The sequence below is a fragment of the Mesorhizobium sp. ES1-4 genome (assembly GCF_020164745.1).
Taxonomy (GTDB): domain Bacteria; phylum Pseudomonadota; class Alphaproteobacteria; order Rhizobiales; family Rhizobiaceae; genus Mesorhizobium.
Genome location: NZ_JAIUGV010000031.1, coordinates 14,403 through 29,931 on the forward strand (window position 1 = coordinate 14,403; position 15,529 = coordinate 29,931).

Annotated in this window: 15 protein-coding genes; 7 read left to right on the forward strand and 8 right to left on the reverse strand. The window is 63.2% G+C overall.

What is annotated here, in order from left to right; translation table 11 throughout:
* Positions 1-25: 25 nt before the first annotated feature.
* Both LB556_RS30765 and LB556_RS30770 read left to right on the forward strand, forming a co-directional pair.
* Positions 26-1,555, forward strand: coding sequence for a putative bifunctional diguanylate cyclase/phosphodiesterase (locus tag LB556_RS30765; RefSeq protein ID WP_224571188.1), 1,530 nt, complete (start codon positions 26-28; stop codon positions 1,553-1,555).
* Between the two features lie 184 nt (positions 1,556-1,739).
* Positions 1,740-3,791, forward strand: coding sequence for an elongation factor G (locus tag LB556_RS30770; RefSeq protein ID WP_224571189.1), 2,052 nt, complete (start codon positions 1,740-1,742; stop codon positions 3,789-3,791).
* An 800-nt stretch (positions 3,792-4,591) separates the two neighbouring features.
* Here LB556_RS30770 and LB556_RS30775 read toward each other — a convergent pair.
* Entirely contained in the window at positions 4,592-5,488 is an 897-nt protein-coding gene (locus LB556_RS30775; protein WP_224571190.1) for a LysR family transcriptional regulator, read from the reverse strand.
* Between the two features lie 91 nt (positions 5,489-5,579).
* Positions 5,580-6,554, reverse strand: a complete 975-nt coding sequence (gene trxB / locus LB556_RS30780; protein ID WP_224571191.1) for a thioredoxin-disulfide reductase — start codon at positions 6,552-6,554, stop codon at positions 5,580-5,582.
* Positions 6,555-6,808: 254 nt separating this feature from the next.
* Between trxB and LB556_RS30785 the strand changes: the two genes are divergently transcribed.
* Together LB556_RS30785 and LB556_RS30790 are read left to right on the forward strand one after the other, a co-directional pair.
* A complete protein-coding gene (locus LB556_RS30785) occupies positions 6,809-7,288 on the forward strand; it encodes an Lrp/AsnC family transcriptional regulator (protein WP_140736076.1) in 480 nt (159 codons plus the stop codon).
* A 248-nt stretch (positions 7,289-7,536) separates the two neighbouring features.
* The gene (locus tag LB556_RS30790) at positions 7,537-8,331 is read left to right on the forward strand and encodes a glycosyltransferase family 2 protein (RefSeq protein WP_224571192.1); all 795 of its coding nucleotides are present in this window, start codon (positions 7,537-7,539) and stop codon (positions 8,329-8,331) included.
* A 180-nt stretch (positions 8,332-8,511) separates the two neighbouring features.
* Here the strand turns inward: LB556_RS30790 and LB556_RS30795 are convergent, their stop codons facing one another.
* The 6 genes from LB556_RS30795 to LB556_RS30820 all read right to left on the reverse strand — a co-directional run bounded on the left by LB556_RS30795 (position 8,512) and on the right by LB556_RS30820 (position 12,682).
* Positions 8,512-9,162, reverse strand: a complete 651-nt coding sequence (locus tag LB556_RS30795; protein ID WP_318011353.1) for an HAD-IIIA family hydrolase — start codon at positions 9,160-9,162, stop codon at positions 8,512-8,514.
* The gene (locus tag LB556_RS30800; RefSeq protein WP_224571193.1) at positions 9,155-9,727 is read right to left on the reverse strand and encodes an SIS domain-containing protein; all 573 of its coding nucleotides are present in this window, start codon (positions 9,725-9,727) and stop codon (positions 9,155-9,157) included. Before LB556_RS30800 ends, LB556_RS30795 begins: the two co-directional genes overlap by 8 nt.
* 7 nt (positions 9,728-9,734) lie before the next feature.
* Positions 9,735-11,228 (reverse strand): D-glycero-beta-D-manno-heptose-7-phosphate kinase, encoded by a 1,494-nt coding sequence (gene rfaE1, locus LB556_RS30805; protein WP_224571194.1) that lies wholly within the window; start codon positions 11,226-11,228, stop codon positions 9,735-9,737.
* A 135-nt stretch (positions 11,229-11,363) separates the two neighbouring features.
* Positions 11,364-11,996, reverse strand: a complete 633-nt coding sequence (locus tag LB556_RS30810; protein ID WP_224571195.1) for a LysE family translocator — start codon at positions 11,994-11,996, stop codon at positions 11,364-11,366.
* 43 nt (positions 11,997-12,039) lie between these two features.
* Complete coding sequence (locus LB556_RS30815) at positions 12,040-12,453, reverse strand: hypothetical protein (RefSeq protein ID WP_224571196.1); 414 nt, start codon at positions 12,451-12,453, stop codon at positions 12,040-12,042.
* Positions 12,446-12,682, reverse strand: a complete 237-nt coding sequence (locus tag LB556_RS30820; RefSeq protein WP_140763414.1) for a type II toxin-antitoxin system Phd/YefM family antitoxin — start codon at positions 12,680-12,682, stop codon at positions 12,446-12,448. Before LB556_RS30820 ends, LB556_RS30815 begins: the two co-directional genes overlap by 8 nt.
* Before the next feature lie 143 nt (positions 12,683-12,825).
* Between LB556_RS30820 and rfaD the strand changes: the two genes are divergently transcribed.
* From rfaD to waaC, 3 genes are all read left to right on the forward strand, one after another.
* Positions 12,826-13,776 (forward strand): ADP-glyceromanno-heptose 6-epimerase, encoded by a 951-nt coding sequence (rfaD, locus tag LB556_RS30825; protein WP_224571197.1) that lies wholly within the window; start codon positions 12,826-12,828, stop codon positions 13,774-13,776.
* Positions 13,749-14,756 (forward strand): lipopolysaccharide heptosyltransferase II, encoded by a 1,008-nt coding sequence (waaF, locus tag LB556_RS30830; protein ID WP_224571198.1) that lies wholly within the window; start codon positions 13,749-13,751, stop codon positions 14,754-14,756. Before rfaD ends, waaF begins: the two co-directional genes overlap by 28 nt.
* Positions 14,753-15,529, forward strand: a 777-nt coding sequence (waaC, locus tag LB556_RS30835; RefSeq protein ID WP_224571199.1) for a lipopolysaccharide heptosyltransferase I, incomplete at its 3' end; no start/stop codon positions are given. The genes waaF and waaC, both read left to right, overlap by 4 nt.

Below are 15,529 nucleotides of genomic sequence, written 5' to 3' on the forward strand. Positions count from 1 at the left end.
GGGCCTGCATTGCGGGGGCGGGCCGATGAGCATACTGGCGACGATCAAGGACCACAGCGGCCGGATCTATCGCGCTATCCAGTCGCTGCTTGCGATCAGCATCGGCGCGGCGGTACTTGGCGCTTTCGACATCTCGCAAAACCTGTCCGCGGGCAGTGCCTTCACCATCTCGATCCTGGCCACGAGCCTGGCCTTGCTGGCCTTGATGTACATGCGCAGCAGCGTCGTCCATCGCTTGCGTTCGGCGGAGGCGGCAGAGGCGGAAAAGCATCATTTCCTGACAAGAGATGCAATGACGGGCGCGATGACGAGGCGCTATTTCCTCGAGGCGCTACGCGAAAGCCTGGGCACCATGCGCGACAGGCGCGAGGCGGCCTTGCTCTTGATCGACCTCGACCATTTCAAGCAGTTGAACGACACGTTCGGACACCAGTTCGGCGACCTCACCCTGGCGCATCTGGTCAAGACCTCGGAGCGCATCTTTGCGGGCAGCATAATCGGGCGCCTCGGCGGCGACGAATTCGGCGTCATCATTCCGCACGGCGACCTGGCCGCTATCAACAAGGATGTCAGGCAATTGCTGGATGCCATGCGCGCCGGCAAATCGCATGAAGGCAGGACCATTCCGCTCTCCATTTCGCTTGGCGTGGCTTTGGCGCCGGCCCATGCCTCCAACACAACGGAATTGATGCTGGTTGCCGATCTGGCGCTCTATGAAAGCAAGGCGGCGGGCCGTGGCCGCGTCACCGTCTTCGACGAGGAGATGCTGTCCGACAAGCGCTATCGGCGTCTTGTCGAACGGGAACTGCGCGCCGCGGTCTATCTGGGCGAGCTAGAATTGCACTACCAGCCGATCGTCAACCCGGACGATTCCAGCCACGCGCTCGAGGGACTGATCCGCTGGCGCCATCCGGTTCGCGGGCTGATTGCGCCGGCCGAGTTCATCGCTATCGCGGAACGCTCGACGTTGATCGACATGCTCGGCGAATGGGTGTTCAAGCGGGCCTGTGCCGATATCGGCCAGTTCCCGGGCCACCGCATCTCGATCAACGTCTCCGGCGAGCAACTCAAGCGCGACGAGATCGTCACCATGTGCGACCGCGTGCTAAAGGAAACCGGCCGGTCGGCGTCGCAGTTCATCATCGAGATCACCGAGACGGTCGCGACCGCCGCCACGCCCGAGATCCTGCGGCGCCTCGAAGCGTTGCGCGGCCTCGGCTTTCACATCGCCCTCGACGATTTCGGCACCGGCCATTGCGGCTTCAACTATCTCAAGACTTTGCCCATCGACATCATCAAGATCGATCGCTCCTACATCCGCAGCCTTGCCCATGACCAGGTGGCGCAAATCTTCGTCTCGGCGCTGGCGCAGATCGCGCGCATCCAGAACGTCACCATCGTGGCGGAAGGCGTGGAGACGGCCGAAGAATTCGCTCTCGCCAAGGCCGCAGGCTGCAACCGTTTCCAAGGTTATTTCTTCGGTAGGCCGGCGCCGCGCGACAAGCTCGCGCTGCGTGCCCGCCGCTCGGTCGAACCGCTCGCGCTCCGCGCCTGAGCCGGCCAGCCCTTCCTATTTCCCTTGCCCTCCCGGCAAACAAGTGGGACGATAATCACGGGCAGGTCGAAACAGGCCCGCCCGCGACGGTCGAACAGGCCGGCCGCCGCTCAGGACCGATTGACCTTGGCCTGAACCATGAACGCCAATCGGTCCCCATGAAACGCCTGAGTGGAGGTCAGTCATGGGTAATCGCGCCGGAGGACGACGCACGGGACCGAAATGCATTGCCATAGTCGGTCCCTTCGCAAGCGGTAAGACAACACTTCTCGAAGCCATATTGGCCCGTACGGGCGCCATCCCCCGCCAGAACCCGGTTTCCTCGGGCAGCACGGTCTCGGACCATTCGCCCGAGGCGCGCGCCCACGCCATGAGCGTCGAGGCGTCAATCGCCACCACCGAATTTATGGGCGAGCAGATTACATTCGTCGACTGCCCCGGCTCGATCGAATTCTCCTTCGAGGCCGAACCGGTGCTGGCCGCCTGCGATCTGGCGGTGGTCGTGGCCGAGGCCGACGAGAAAAAGATTCCTGCCCTGCAGCTGATCATGCGCAAGCTCGACGACCTCGTCGTGCCGCGCATCCTGTTCCTCAACAAGGTCGACAAGGCGACCGCGGGCGTGCGCGATACGCTGAAGATGTTGCAGCCGGCAAGCTCGGCGCCCCTGCTTCTGCGCCAGATTCCGCTGCGCAAGGACGGCGTCGTCATCGGCTCCATCGATCTGGCGTTGGAACGCGCCTATATCTACCGCGAATATGCCGAAAGCGAGGTGGCTCAGATACCGGGCGACGACAAGGCGCGCGAGTTGGAGGCGCGCTTCTCCATGCTGGAGACGCTGGCCGACCATGATGATCGGTTGATGGAGCAGTTGCTGGAGGAGATCGAGCCACCCAAGGACGCGATCTTCGACGACCTCGCCGCCGATCTGCGCGACGGCGCGGTGACGCCGGTGCTGATCGGCACCGCTGAGCGAGGCAATGGCGTGCTGCGCCTCTTGAAGGCGATCCGCCACGACGCGCCCGACATCGAGGCGACCCGCAAGCGGCTCGGCGCCCCGGACGGCAGCGCGACGGTGGTTCAGGTGATGAAGACCATCCACACGCCGCATGGCGGCAAGCTGTCGGTGTCGCGCATCCTGTCGGGCCAGCTTGCCGACGGCTCGGAGCTGTGGCTGCCCGGCGGCGACACCGCCAAGGTTTCCGGCATTTACAGGATGCTGGGCAAGGACCAGGTCAAACTGACCGCCGCCAGGGCCGGCGACACCGTGGCGCTCGGCAAGCTGGACGATGTCAAGACAGGCCAGACGCTGACCTCGGCCAAGGGCGGCATCAAGCCGTTGTTCGACTTGGAGCCGCCGCAGCCGGTCTTCGCCTTTGCGCTGCGCCCCAAGGAGCGCAAGGATGAGGTCAAGATGTCGGCCGCCATCCAGCGTCTTGCCGAGGAAGATCCCTCGCTCAGCCTGCGTCACAACCAGGACTCGGCCGAGACCGTGCTTTCCGGTCACGGTGAGATGCATTTGCGCGTCGTGCGCGAGCGGCTGGAGGGCAAGAACCAGATACCGGTCGAGGGCCATGCGCCGGCGGTGCCCTATCGCGAGACGATCCGCAAGGCGGTGCAGCAGCGCGGCCGTCACAAGAAACAGTCGGGCGGCCACGGCCAGTTCGGCGATGTGGTGATCGAAATCAAGCCGCTGCCGCGCGGCTCCGGCTTCCAGTTCACCGATACCATCACCGGCGGCGTCGTGCCCAAGACCTACATCCAGTCGGTCGAGACGGGCATACGCGATTACCTCAAGTCCGGCCCGCTCGGCTTTCCAGTCGTCGACGTCGCGGTCAATCTCTCGGACGGTTCGTACCATGCGGTCGATTCCTCCGACATGGCCTTCCAGATGGCGGCCAAACTCGCCATGAAGGAAGGCATGGCCGCCTGCTCGCCGGTGCTTCTGGAACCGGTGATGAAGGTCGAGATCGTCACGCCGTCGGACGCAACGTCGAAGATCATAGCTCTGATCCCGCAGAGGCGCGGTCAGATTCTCGGTTATGACGCGCGGCCCGGCTGGCCGGGATGGGATGTGGTCGAGGCGACCATGCCGCAGGCCGAGATCGGTGATCTGATCATCGAGCTGCGGTCAGCCACTTCAGGCGTTGCCAGCTACCGCGCCGTTTTCGATCACATGGCCGAGCTGACTGGCCGTCTCGCCGACGAGGCGATGAACGCCAACGGCAAGGCCGCCTGATTGTGCCCGATGGCCGATTTTTGAATGCATGTGAAGAGCCCCCTCGAACGGTCGAGGGGGCAAACCAAAAACGACGCCCGGGAGCCGGACGCCGTTTTGTTTGCGGACCGTTTTCTTGGGAGGAAAAACGGCAGGTCCGCCGCGTGTAAAGTCGCCGCGCTTTCGGCGGGAAAAGGTTCGGACGCGGTAGCCGCCTGAGCCCGGGTCGTCCAAGTGATGCCCCCATCTCTCGTCCGAACCACACCGCGTCCTATGATCCACTTAGCAGATGGAAGGTGTCCTTGTCATGTTACCAGAGGTTACATGACACTGTTACGCGGCAATTTTGGTGAATTTTTCAGCCAAGCGAGTGGCATGAAGGCAACAAAAAAGCCGGATCAACGAAGATCCGGCTGAGTTTGATTGGAAGTGCCTGTTAGGGCTAACCTCCAGAGGGGAACACTCGAGGGCGCTAATGGGAGGAGAACGCGCCCAGGAGATGATCTATATATGTGCTCTTCATGCCCAAGAAACAAGCATCTATTTTGCAACACACGCATGCAAAAAGGCACAGGCTGTGGTCCAACCCATTCCGGAAGCCAATAGGACCAGCAGAATCATGGAGATGACGCGCGCTTTCGAGTCATTGTCGTCTCGAAGACGCCAATCCCGGCGGATTTTGTTCCCAAATGCCGAAAAACACTGATGATGTGGAATGAGGCAGTGGCGGTTCAATTCAAAGGCAGTCGAGCGTAGATCAACCGATGCACAGGTTTCGGCCGCCTTGGCGGAGCTGAGCCCGTCGGCGAAGCCGCTTTGCCTCAGAAGGACCAGCTTCTGGCCTTGGCGATGACGAAGTCACGAAACACGTGCAGCTTCGCCTGGTTCTTCATCGCGTCCGGATAGGCGAAATAGGTGTCGAAGGACGGCACTTCGGTTTCCGGCAGGAGCTGCACCAGGCCGGAATCCTTGCTGATCACATAGTCCGGCAGCATGGCGATGCCGGCGCCGCCCTGCACGGCACGCTTGATCGACAGGATGTCGTTGATCTGCAGTGTCGGCACGCGCTGGCCGCCTTCGAAATCGCCGACCGTCTCCAGCCAGTTCAACTCCGAGAGATGCGACGGCACCGGTACGCCGAAGGTGACGATGCGATGGCTCTTCAACTCGGCGACGGAAGCCGGTTTGCCGTATTTGGCGACATAGGAAGGCGCCGCGTAGAGATGGAAATGGACGGTGAACAGGCGGCGCTGGATCAGGTCGGGCTGTTGCGGCTGGCGCAGCCGGATCGCGCAATCGGCCTGGCGCATGGTGAGGTCGAGTTCCTCATTGGCGAGGATCAGTTGCAGGCTGATTTCGGGGTAGAGTTCGATGAATTCCTGCACCCGCTCGGTCAGCCAGCCGGCGCCGAGGCCGACGGTCGTCGTGACCCTGAGCACACCGGAGGGCCGGTCCTTGGTCTCGGTCAGTCGCGACTTGATGGTTTCCAGCTTCATCAGCACGTCATGCGCCGTGCGGAACAGCATCTCGCCCTGTTCGGTCAACACCAGGCCGCGTGCATGGCGGTTGAACAGCGGCACGCCAACATCATGTTCGAGCGCGCTGACCTGCCGCGATATCGCCGATTGCGATAGATGCAGCGTCTCGGCGGCATGCGTAAACGATCCCGCTTCCGCCGCAGCGTGAAACACGCGTAGCTTGTCCCAGTCCAACGCCATGATTTCCCCTCGTTCCGGTTGGCGTCTGAATGAAAAATCAGGCTTTTGCACGGCGTTTCTAAGCCGTTTTTTCAACAGTTCCGCAAGCCGCCTATTCCGCAGCCTCGCGATGCACCTCGATGCCGGCCAGATACTTTTCCGCCTCGAGCGCGGCCATGCAGCCCAGCCCTGCCGCCGTCACCGCCTGGCGGTAGACATCGTCGGTCACGTCGCCGGCGGCGAACACGCCAGGCACGTCGGTGCGCGTCGAATCCGGCGCTGTCCACAGATAGCCGTTCGGCTTCTGCTTCAACTTGCCCACGAACAGCTCGACCGCCGGCGCATGGCCGATGGCCACGAAGACGCCGTCGATCTTGAGATGGCTCTCGGCACCGGTCACGGCATGTTTGAGCTTCAGCCCTTCGACCGAGGGCGGCAGTGGCGCTTTGCCGGGGCGCCCGGTGATCTCGTCGACGATCGTATCCCAGATGACGCGGACATTGTCCTTCTTCAGCAGCCGTTCGCGCAGGATGCGCTCGGCACGGAAGTCCGAACGCCTGTGGATGACGGTGACACTCTTGGCGAGATTGGACAGATAGAGCGCCTCTTCCACCGCCGAATTGCCGCCGCCGACCACCGCGACATCCTTGCCGCGATAGAAGAAGCCGTCGCAGGTGGCGCAAGCGGAAACGCCGAAGCCCATGAAGTCCTGCTCGGTCGGAATGCCGAGCCACTTGGCTTGCGCGCCGGTGGCGATGATCAGTGCATCGGCCGTGTAGGTCGTGCCGGAATCGCCCCTGGCGCGGAACGGCCGCACATTGAGGTCGACCTCGGTGATGATGTCGTTGATGATGTCGGTGCCGACATGCTCGGCCTGCTTGAGCATCTGCTCCATCAGCCACGGCCCCTGGATCGGATCGGCGAAGCCGGGATAGTTCTCGACATCCGTGGTGATCATCAACTGGCCGCCCTGCTGCAGGCCGGCAACCAGCATCGGCTTCAGCATGGCGCGTGCGGCATAGACCGCTGCCGTATAGCCGGCCGGACCGGAACCGATGATAAGGACGGGCGCGTGCTTGGTGGTCATTTGGAGCCTCTGCGGGGCGGACACGAGTGTGCCTTGGAAAAACGACGTGGAATATCGCGCTCAATGTAAGGGCTGCCAGCCACACCAGCAAGGCGAAGGGGCCGTCGTCCCCGGAAAGCTTCGGCCCATGTGCGTATTCGCGCGGTCGGCGTTTTCGTTACCCTTCCAAAATCGCGTTGACGAGGGCTGGCTTCGACACAAAAGTCGTTTAATTACAAAACGGCGAAAGATTCTTGCGCCGAGCTGAGACAGCCATGCCCCTGAAAGCCGACCTCGACGCCATCGACTGGAAGATCCTGCGTGAGCTTCAGTCGGACGGGCGCATGACCAATGTCGAACTCTCGAACCGCGTCGGCATTTCGGCGCCGCCCTGCCTGCGCCGGGTCAAGCGCCTGGAGGAAGCCGGCATCATCCGTGGCTACCGCGCGCTGCTCAATGCGCCTGCGCTCGGCCTTGATGTCGTCGCCTTCTGCCTGGTCGGGCTGCATCACCAGGCCGATGCCGAACTGCGCATCTTCGCCGAGCGCACGCGCGGCTGGCCGATCGTGCGCGATGCCTGGATGGTGTCGGGCGAGTCCGATTTCCTGCTGCATTGCGTGGCAAGCGACCTCGGCACCTTCCAGAGCTTCGTCATTGAGGAACTGACTTCGACGCCGAACGTCGACACGGTGCGCACCGCGCTCACCATTCGCCGGGTCAAGGATGAAGGCCTGGTCTCGTTCGAGCGCCCCTGAATTTGGGTGAACGCCCGTGCGCCGACGAATTCCTCACCTTCGCCACACCGGCGCCGCGTTGGTATTCGAAAGACGCTGATATACAAGGCTGAACGGCTCTGCCGGACTTCACTGCTTGACTGGGCGCTTGGCTGGTTTCTCAAGCAATTCCAGGAAAAATGTGTAACGGTTTTTCCGCCCGGAGTTGCTTGAGAACAGAGGGTACGAGCAGCGTGAATTCCGGAAGAATCCGCCATGGGAAGGGGACCATGACCCGTTTTGCAAGCCCGATTTCAGCGCTCGTGATCTGCATGAACGAGGCCGACATGATCGGCCCGTGCCTGGAAAGCATCGACTTCTGCGCCGAGATCATCGTCGTCGATTCAGGCTCGTCGGACGGCACCCTGGACATCGTTCAGGAGTTTATCGCCAAGGGTTATCCGATAAGGCTGCTGCACAATGACTGGCCGGGTTTTCCACGCCAGCGGCAATTCGCGCTCGATCACGCCACGCAGCCATGGTGTCTTCCGATCGAAGCCGATGAGGCTGTCGACGACCTGCTGAGGCAGTCGATCATAGCCGTGACACAGCCCCAGAATGACGCCGTCGACGGTTGGTACATAAGGCGCCGCGACAAGCTGAAGGGCTATGGCTACGCGCACCGCTGGGTGCTGCACAACAGGCTGCTGCGCCTGTTCCGCCGCGATAAGGCCACCATGGACCTCAGCTTGCGGGTCCACGAATCATTCGAGGTCCCGGGCGAGACCCGCACGATCGAGAGTGGGGTCCTACTGCATCGCCGCGAAGTGACCGTGGAGGAGGACTTGGCACGGGCCAACACCTACTCCAGCCTCAAGGTCGCCACCCTGGTCGAAAGGGGCAAGAAGCCCGGCCTGGTGAGGCTGGTGCTGTCGCCGTTCGGCAACTTCCTCAAATTCTACCTGGCCAAGCGCTACTTCCTGTGCGGCCGGCATGGCTTCGTCTACTCGATGTCGGTGATGATCTATTCCTTCGCCACCGAGGCCAAGCTTTACGAAGCTTCGGACCGCAAGGATCCTGTGTAGGCGACACGATGCGCATGGCTTTGACCATCCGCTGCGTTAAGGACGAGGGCCTTGTGGCATTCGTCGGATGAACCTTAGCAGGTTGATGAAAAAGTCCCGGAGATACCTGTTTTTGAATCGGATTTGTACCCTGTCTGACTCTGATACATCCCGTGAACAAAACAGTTTTTCAACAGCCTGTTAGGCCCTCCCAAGCTCAGCAATCGCATCGCAAAGCCTCCGATGATCATTGCCCGTCATCAGCTTCCGGCTGACAAAACTGCCGTCACCGGTCTTTCGATTAACCCTGCCGCCAACTAGCCAACCCTCGCGCAGCCCGGCCCGCCGTCCGGCTTCCATATCGTCGACTTTGTCGCCAACGATGATGGATCGGCTTGTGTCTAGGTCCAATAGATCGCGGGCGCGCAGCAGCATGCCTGGATTAGGCTTGCGCATGGGATGATCGCCTATTGCCAGTTCACCCATACCGCTCGAGTGGTAGGCACAGGCCAGCACAAGGTCGACCCGGCAATCGCGCGCCCCGAGCAGCGCCAGCAGCCGCGCATTGACCGCGGCGAATTCCGGCCAGCCGAAATAGCCCCGAGCGATACCCGATTGGTTGGACACGATGATGGCGGGAAGGTCGCTAAGATTGGCCGTTCGGATCACTGGCAGCATCTCGGGCCGCAGGACTATTTGCGCCGGATCGCTTGGATAGCTGGTATCGACATTGATGGTGCCGTCGCGGTCGAGAAAAAGCGCCGGTCGACCTGCCGAAAAGGCTCTGCCTCCAATCCGCTCGACCCACAGGCCTGGCTCCGCGAGCGGATAGACTGAACCGCCGTCAGCCATTCGACAGGCGCGCTTCGACCACCTCGCACAGATGGTGATAGAGGCACAGATGCCCCTGCTGGATGACCGGCGTCGAAGTCGAGGGTACGTTGAGCAGGATATCGGTGAGCGGCTTCAGTTTGCCGCCCGTGTCGCCGGTCAGGCCGATCACCGTCATGCCCATCATCCGCGCCTGTTCGGCCGCGGCGAGAATGCTCGGCGAATTGCCGCTGGTCGAGATCGCCAAAAGCACGCCGCCGGCCGAGCCATGCGCTTCGACCTGGCGCGAAAACACCGTGTCGAAACCGTAGTCATTGCCCCAGGCGGTCAGCACCGCGGCATTAGCCGGCAGCGCGATGACATTGTAGGCCTTGCGTTCCTTGAGGAAGCGCCCGACCAGTTCGCCGGCGATGTGGATGGCGTCGCTGGCCGAGCCGCCATTGCCGGCGATCAGGAAGGCCTTGCCCGACGAAAGCGCCGTCACGACGGCGCTCGCCGCCCGCTCCATCTCGCCGGTCAGGTCGCGCTCGACCATCGCCGTAATCGCGGCCGCCGAGCGGACCAGATAGTCGTTCAGTTCAGACATGAAATCCTCAATTGATGCTGCCGCCCGCGCGCATTTTGCCGATCGTGCCGGTGGTGCTCTTACCGGCGACCAGGTCGACCAGCACGACGCGCCCGCCCGCCTTCTGCACCACGTCGGCGCCGACCACGGTGTCGATCGTGTAGTCGGCGCCCTTGACCAGTATGTCAGGCAGAAGCGCTTCGATCAGCGCCAGCGGCGTATCCTCCTCGAACACCACCACGGCATCGACAGAAGCAAGGGCCGCGAGTACGCAGGCGCGGTCGTGCTGGTCGTTGACCGGACGTCCCGGCCCTTTCAGCTTCCGCACGGAAGCGTCGCTGTTGAGGCCCAGCACCAGCCGGTCGCACTGCGCGCGCGCCGCGTGCAGCAGGCTGACATGGCCGGCATGCAGGATGTCGAAGCAGCCATTGGTGAAGCCGACGCTGAGGCCCTCGGCCTTCCATGCCGCCACCATGCGCGCGGCGGAGGCGGCGTCCAGGATGGCGTCCTTGTGCGCGGTCGGGCCATGTGAGCGGAACAGCGCGCCGGTGAGTTCCTCGACGCTCAGCCGCGCGGTGCCGCGCTTACCGACCACGACGCCGCCGGCGGCGTTGGCCAAGGAGGCCGCGGCGACAGGATCGGCGCCGGCGGCAAGCGCCAGCGCGAAGGTCGCGATCACCGTGTCGCCTGCCCCCGATACGTCGAACACTTCGCGCGCCTGGGTGGCGATGTGGCGCGCCTCGTCGGGGCCAACCACGCTCATGCCCTTTTCGCTGCGGGTGGCGACGACGAAGTCGAAACCGTGCGCCGCAATCAGCTCGCGTGCCGCCGCCACGATCTCGTCATCGGCGAACACCGCGCGGCCGACGGCCTCGCCAAGCTCCTTTCGGTTGGGCGTGACGGCGGTCGCGCCGGCATAGCGCGCATAGTCGCGGCCCTTCGGATCGACCAGCACCGGCTTGCCCGCCTCGCGACAGATGGCGATCAGTTCGGCGGCGACGCCGTCCAGCAATATGCCCTTGCCGTAGTCGGACAGGACGACGATGTCCGCCCGTTGCAACGCGTCCCGGAAACGGCGAATCAGCTCGGCCCGCTCGACCTCGCCGAGCGGCTTGATCTCTTCCTCGTCGAAGCGCAGCACCTGCTGGTTGAGCGCGCTGAAGCGGCTCTTCGACGAGGTCATGCGGCCGCGCTGCTTCACAAGCCCCGCTGTATCGGCGCCAAGCTCGCCCAGCATCCGCGCCAGGCTGTCGCCGGCGTTGTCAGCACCGATCACCGAGACCGGAATGGCGTGCGCGCCAAGCGAGACGATGTTGGCCACGACATTGCCGGCGCCACCCGTCGCCGTGCTTTCGCCACGCCCATGCAGCACCGGGATCGGCGCTTCCGGCGAGATCCGCTCGATGACGCCGTTGACGAAGCGATCGAGGATGAGGTCGCCGACCACCAGCACCGTGACGTCGCCGAAGCGCGCGATGGCGCGATGCAGGGGCTCGGGAGAAGGCGGATTGTGATTGATCATGTCATCTGCCACGCGCGGGAAACGCCGATCTCAGATAGGTCGAAACACCAGATTTGCGAGGACGGACGGTCATGCCTGCCGATATACCGCAATTTGGCACAGCGCAACGCCGCGGCGGAGGCAAACCCGAACAGGTCAGGTTTTCTGCAGGGCGACGTGAACGCCGAGCCCGACCAGCACCGCGCCGCCGGCCCGCTGCATCAGCCGCTGTGCCCCGCTCGAACGCCGCAGCCGGCCGATCACGAGACCGGCCAGGAAAACGCAGGCGATGTCGGCCGAAGAGAACATCAGATTGACGATCGTGCCCAGCACGACGAATTGCAGCCAGACCGGAAAGGCCGCCGAAATATCGATGAACTGCGGCAGGAATGCCATGAAGAAGATCGCGGTCTTGGGATTGAGGACCTCGACGTTGATGCTCTCGAAAAAGGCGCGGCGGGCCGATTTGCGCTCGATCGCGGGCAGCGCCACGTCGCCCTCCACGCGCTTGCGAAACAGCGAGACACCGAGCCAGATCAGATAAAGCGCGCCGACCAGCTTGACCGCCATGTAGAGGGGCGGCACGGCATGGAACAGCACCGACAGGCCGGCGGCGGCGGCAAAGACGTGAACATAGCCGCCCAGATGGATGCCGAGGGCCGCCGTCAATCCCGACCAGCGCCCGCGCGCCATCGTTTGCGCGGCGGCGTAAAGCATGGCGGGGCCTGGAATATAGGCGAAGATCGCCGTGGTGGCGAAAAACGCGATGAGCAGTTCGGTCGACGGCATTCTCTTGTCCCTTATGATCCTGCCCTGTCCGATTGCAGACCTTTCAGTCAGCCCGTGGGATGGCTTTGGATTGGCCTGCGCGAACAGCCGCAATGAAAGCCGATATGACTTTTTTGTGGAAGGACGGACTGAATGCGCCGATACGCGCACCCGGTTCGAAATAGGCCGACGATTCCAGAATATCGTGGTTGTACTCGTCGACTATGACCCAAAGGGGGATAGGGTCAAGGCCGGCGCGGCGGCGTTCAATTTCCGGAACGCCAACGGCGATGCGATCACGGCCCGGCTGCGTGGAGGTAATGGCAAGGATGAAAAGGTTCGTGCCTCCGGCTTTTCCGGGAAGAACGGCGACAAAGGCGACAGGCCTCGTCTTGCGGCCTTCGGTCTCGCCGTCTCCATGTTGGCGATGCCACAGATATGGATATCGCCAGACGTCCGCGGCGACCGGTTTAGTCACCGTTCAGTTCCGCGGCGTACTCCTCCAGCATCTCGACATGTTCCAGCGGTGCATCCTCCGCCGCGTAGGCGCGACGGCTATCGGTGCCGAAGCGCGCTTCGTAGGTCTCGATGCTCATCAGGACGTATCTCGGCTTGTTGTGGCGAGTGATGGAGACCGGCTGCTGGCTGGCAGCCGCGAGCACGTCGCCGAGATTCTGTTTCAGATCAGTCGATGGATAGTGTTTCATTGGACACTCCGTTTTGCCCATAATAGACAAAATGGACAAAACAGACAAGGCTGAATGGGCGAGCCCGAGCGACCGCCTGCTTTGTCGACAGCCCGGCCAGCCTCCCTTATAAGAACCGGAATCGCACGCAACCAGAGGCCTTCATGATCATCGTCACGGGCGGCGCCGGCATGATCGGCTCCAACATCATCGCCGCGCTCAACGCCGAAGGCCATGACGATATCCTGGTCGTCGACGACCTAACCGACGGCCACAAGATCGCCAACTTGGCCGATTTGACGATCGCCGACTATCTCGACAAGGACGATTTCCTGGCCCGCATGGAAGCCGGCTCGCTCGGCCGCATCGAGGCCGTATTCCATCAGGGTGCCTGCTCGACCACCACCGAGTGGAACGGCAAGTTCATGATGGACGTGAATTACGCCTATTCGAAACGGCTGCTGCATGCCAGCCAGGCGCTGCGCGTGCCTTTCCTCTACGCCTCCTCCGCTTCGGTCTATGGCGGCGGCGCCGAATTTCGCGAGGAGCCGGCGCTGGAGCGGCCGCTCAACGTCTATGCCTATTCCAAGAAACTCTTCGACGATTACGTCAGGCGCACGGCCTTCGACAGCGATCACTCGCAGGTCGCGGGGCTGCGTTATTTCAATGTCTACGGCCCGCGCGAGGCGCATAAGGGCGCCATGGCCTCGGTCGCCTTCCATCTGTTCAACCAGGTCGAGCGCGGCGAAAATCCGAAACTGTTCGGCGCTTACGACGGTTTCGGACCGGGCGAACAGAGCCGCGACTTCATCCATGTCGGCGATGTCGCCGACGTCAATCTGTGGCTGTGGAAGCGCGGCGCGAGCGGCATCTTCAACTGCGGCACCGGCCGCGCCCAGCCGTTCCGCGCCGTCGCCGAAACGGTCATCGACACGCTGGGCAAGGGCGAGATCGAATTCATTCCCTTCCCCGACCACCTCAAGGGCAGCTACCAGAGTTTTACCCAGGCTGATATGTCCCGCTTGCGCGCGGCCGGCTATAACGGGCAGTTCCGCACAGTAGAAACCGGCGTCAGAGACTATGTCGAATGGCTGAAAGCCCAACGATCCTCGTGATCGGCCCACGCTGGGTGGGTGATATGGTGATGGCGCAGTGCCTGTTCTCGGCGCTGAAGGAACTCCATCCCAACGCCGCGATCGATGTGCTGGCGCCGGCCTGGGCGGCGCCTCTGGTCAAGCGCATGCCCGAGATCCGCCAGCAGATCGACTTTCCGCTAAAGCCCGGCGCGCTTGAATTCGGCCATCGCCGCCGTTTCGGCCGCCTGCTGCGCGGCCGCTACGACATGGCCTATGTCCTGCCCGGCAGCTGGAAGTCGGCGCTGATCCCCTTCTTCGCCCGCATTCCGCGCCGTATCGGCCATCTTCGGGAAATGCGCTACGGCCTTTTGACCGACATCGTGCCATTGCCCGAGGCCGTGAAACGGCGCACCGCGCAGTCCTATTTCGGCCTCGCCCAGGGCGGCACCTTCCGCGCACCCCGGCTGACCGTGGACGTGCAAAGCCAAGCCATGCTGCTCGACCGTTTCGGTCTGGCGCCGCAAAAATTCGTGGCGCTGATGCCCGGTGCGGAGTTCGGTCCAGCCAAGCGCTGGCCAAGCGAAAGCTATGCCGGCCTTGCCCGCGAATTCATGGGCAAAGGCCTGAAGGTTGCCCTGTTCGGTTCGAAGAACGACCGCGACGTGACCGCGCGGATCGCCGCCCTCGCGCCTGGCGTTGTCGACCTCGCCGGCCAGACGCGGCTGGAGGACGCCATCGACCTGATAGCGGCGGCCAGGCTCGCGGTCTCTAACGACAGCGGTCTCATGCATGTCGCCGCGGCCGTCGGCACGCCGATCGTTGCCGTCTACGGCTCGACCTCGCCTGAAAATACGCCGCCGCTGGCGGAACGCCGCGAGTTGGTCTGGCTCGGCCTCTCCTGCTCGCCCTGCCACCGGAAAATCTGTCCGCTCGGCCACCTCAACTGCCTGAAGACATTGGAAGTCGGGCAGGTCGCCGCGGCGGCCGGCCGGCTGCTGGACCTTCCGGCCGCGGCATGAAGGTGCTGATCGTCAAGACATCGTCGATGGGCGATGTCATCCACACTTTTCCGGCACTCGAGGATGCCCGCCGCGCTCGGCCCGACATCGCTTTCGACTGGTGCGTGGAGGAGGCGTTTGCCGGCATCGTCGCGCTGCATCCGGCGATCGGCACCATACACACGGTGGCGATAAGGCGCTGGCGAAGGAACCTCTTCGACACCAAAACCTGGCGCGAGGCGGTCGCCTTGCGCCGCGCCTTGCGCGAATGCCGCTACGATTTGGTCATCGATGCGCAAGGCCTGCTGAAATCAGCGCTTGTGGCTCGCCAGGCGCGTGCGCCGATTGCCGGCTTCAACCAGTCGAGCGCGCGCGAACCATCGGCAACGCTGTTTTATGACGTCACTTACGCCGTGCCGCGCGACCTGCACGCCATCGAGCGGACACGGCGGCTGTTCGGACTGGCGCTTGGCTACCAGCCCGATCTTGCGACGCTCAATTCCGGCATTGTGCCGCCGGCTGGCACAAGCGCCGACATCAGCGGCAAGACCGCCTTCCTCCTGCACGGGACCAGCCGAGAGGACAAGAAATGGCCGGTCGAGGACTGGATCGCAACCGCCCGCCTGCTGATCGAGCGAGGTGTGACGCCGCTCACCACATGGTCGAACGAGCGCGAGAAGGCGGTGGCCGATGGAATTGCCAAGGCCGTTCCATCGACGGTCGTGCTTCCCAGGTCGCCGCTGGCCGACATCGCCGCCATGCTCGGCCGCGCGACGCTGGTCATCGGCGCCGAT

Excerpts from the sequence above, each read along its gene's own strand:
- LB556_RS30785 (WP_140736076.1), top strand. The coding sequence starts at position 6,809 with ATGCCCCTGAAAGCCGACCTCGACGCCATCGACTGGAAGATCCTGCGT.
- LB556_RS30800 (WP_224571193.1), bottom strand. The coding sequence starts at position 9,727 with ATGTCTGAACTGAACGACTATCTGGTCCGCTCGGCGGCCGCGATTACG.
- LB556_RS30765 (WP_224571188.1), top strand. The coding sequence starts at position 26 with ATGAGCATACTGGCGACGATCAAGGACCACAGCGGCCGGATCTATCGC.
- LB556_RS30820 (WP_140763414.1), bottom strand. The coding sequence starts at position 12,682 with ATGAAACACTATCCATCGACTGATCTGAAACAGAATCTCGGCGACGTG.
- rfaD (WP_224571197.1), top strand. The coding sequence starts at position 12,826 with ATGATCATCGTCACGGGCGGCGCCGGCATGATCGGCTCCAACATCATC.
- waaF (WP_224571198.1), top strand. The coding sequence starts at position 13,749 with ATGGCTGAAAGCCCAACGATCCTCGTGATCGGCCCACGCTGGGTGGGT.
- LB556_RS30790 (WP_224571192.1), top strand. The coding sequence starts at position 7,537 with ATGACCCGTTTTGCAAGCCCGATTTCAGCGCTCGTGATCTGCATGAAC.
- rfaE1 (WP_224571194.1), bottom strand. The coding sequence starts at position 11,228 with ATGATCAATCACAATCCGCCTTCTCCCGAGCCCCTGCATCGCGCCATC.
- LB556_RS30810 (WP_224571195.1), bottom strand. The coding sequence starts at position 11,996 with ATGCCGTCGACCGAACTGCTCATCGCGTTTTTCGCCACCACGGCGATC.
- trxB (WP_224571191.1), bottom strand. The coding sequence starts at position 6,554 with ATGACCACCAAGCACGCGCCCGTCCTTATCATCGGTTCCGGTCCGGCC.
- LB556_RS30795 (WP_318011353.1), bottom strand. The coding sequence starts at position 9,162 with ATGGCTGACGGCGGTTCAGTCTATCCGCTCGCGGAGCCAGGCCTGTGG.
- LB556_RS30770 (WP_224571189.1), top strand. The coding sequence starts at position 1,740 with ATGGGTAATCGCGCCGGAGGACGACGCACGGGACCGAAATGCATTGCC.
- LB556_RS30775 (WP_224571190.1), bottom strand. The coding sequence starts at position 5,488 with ATGGCGTTGGACTGGGACAAGCTACGCGTGTTTCACGCTGCGGCGGAA.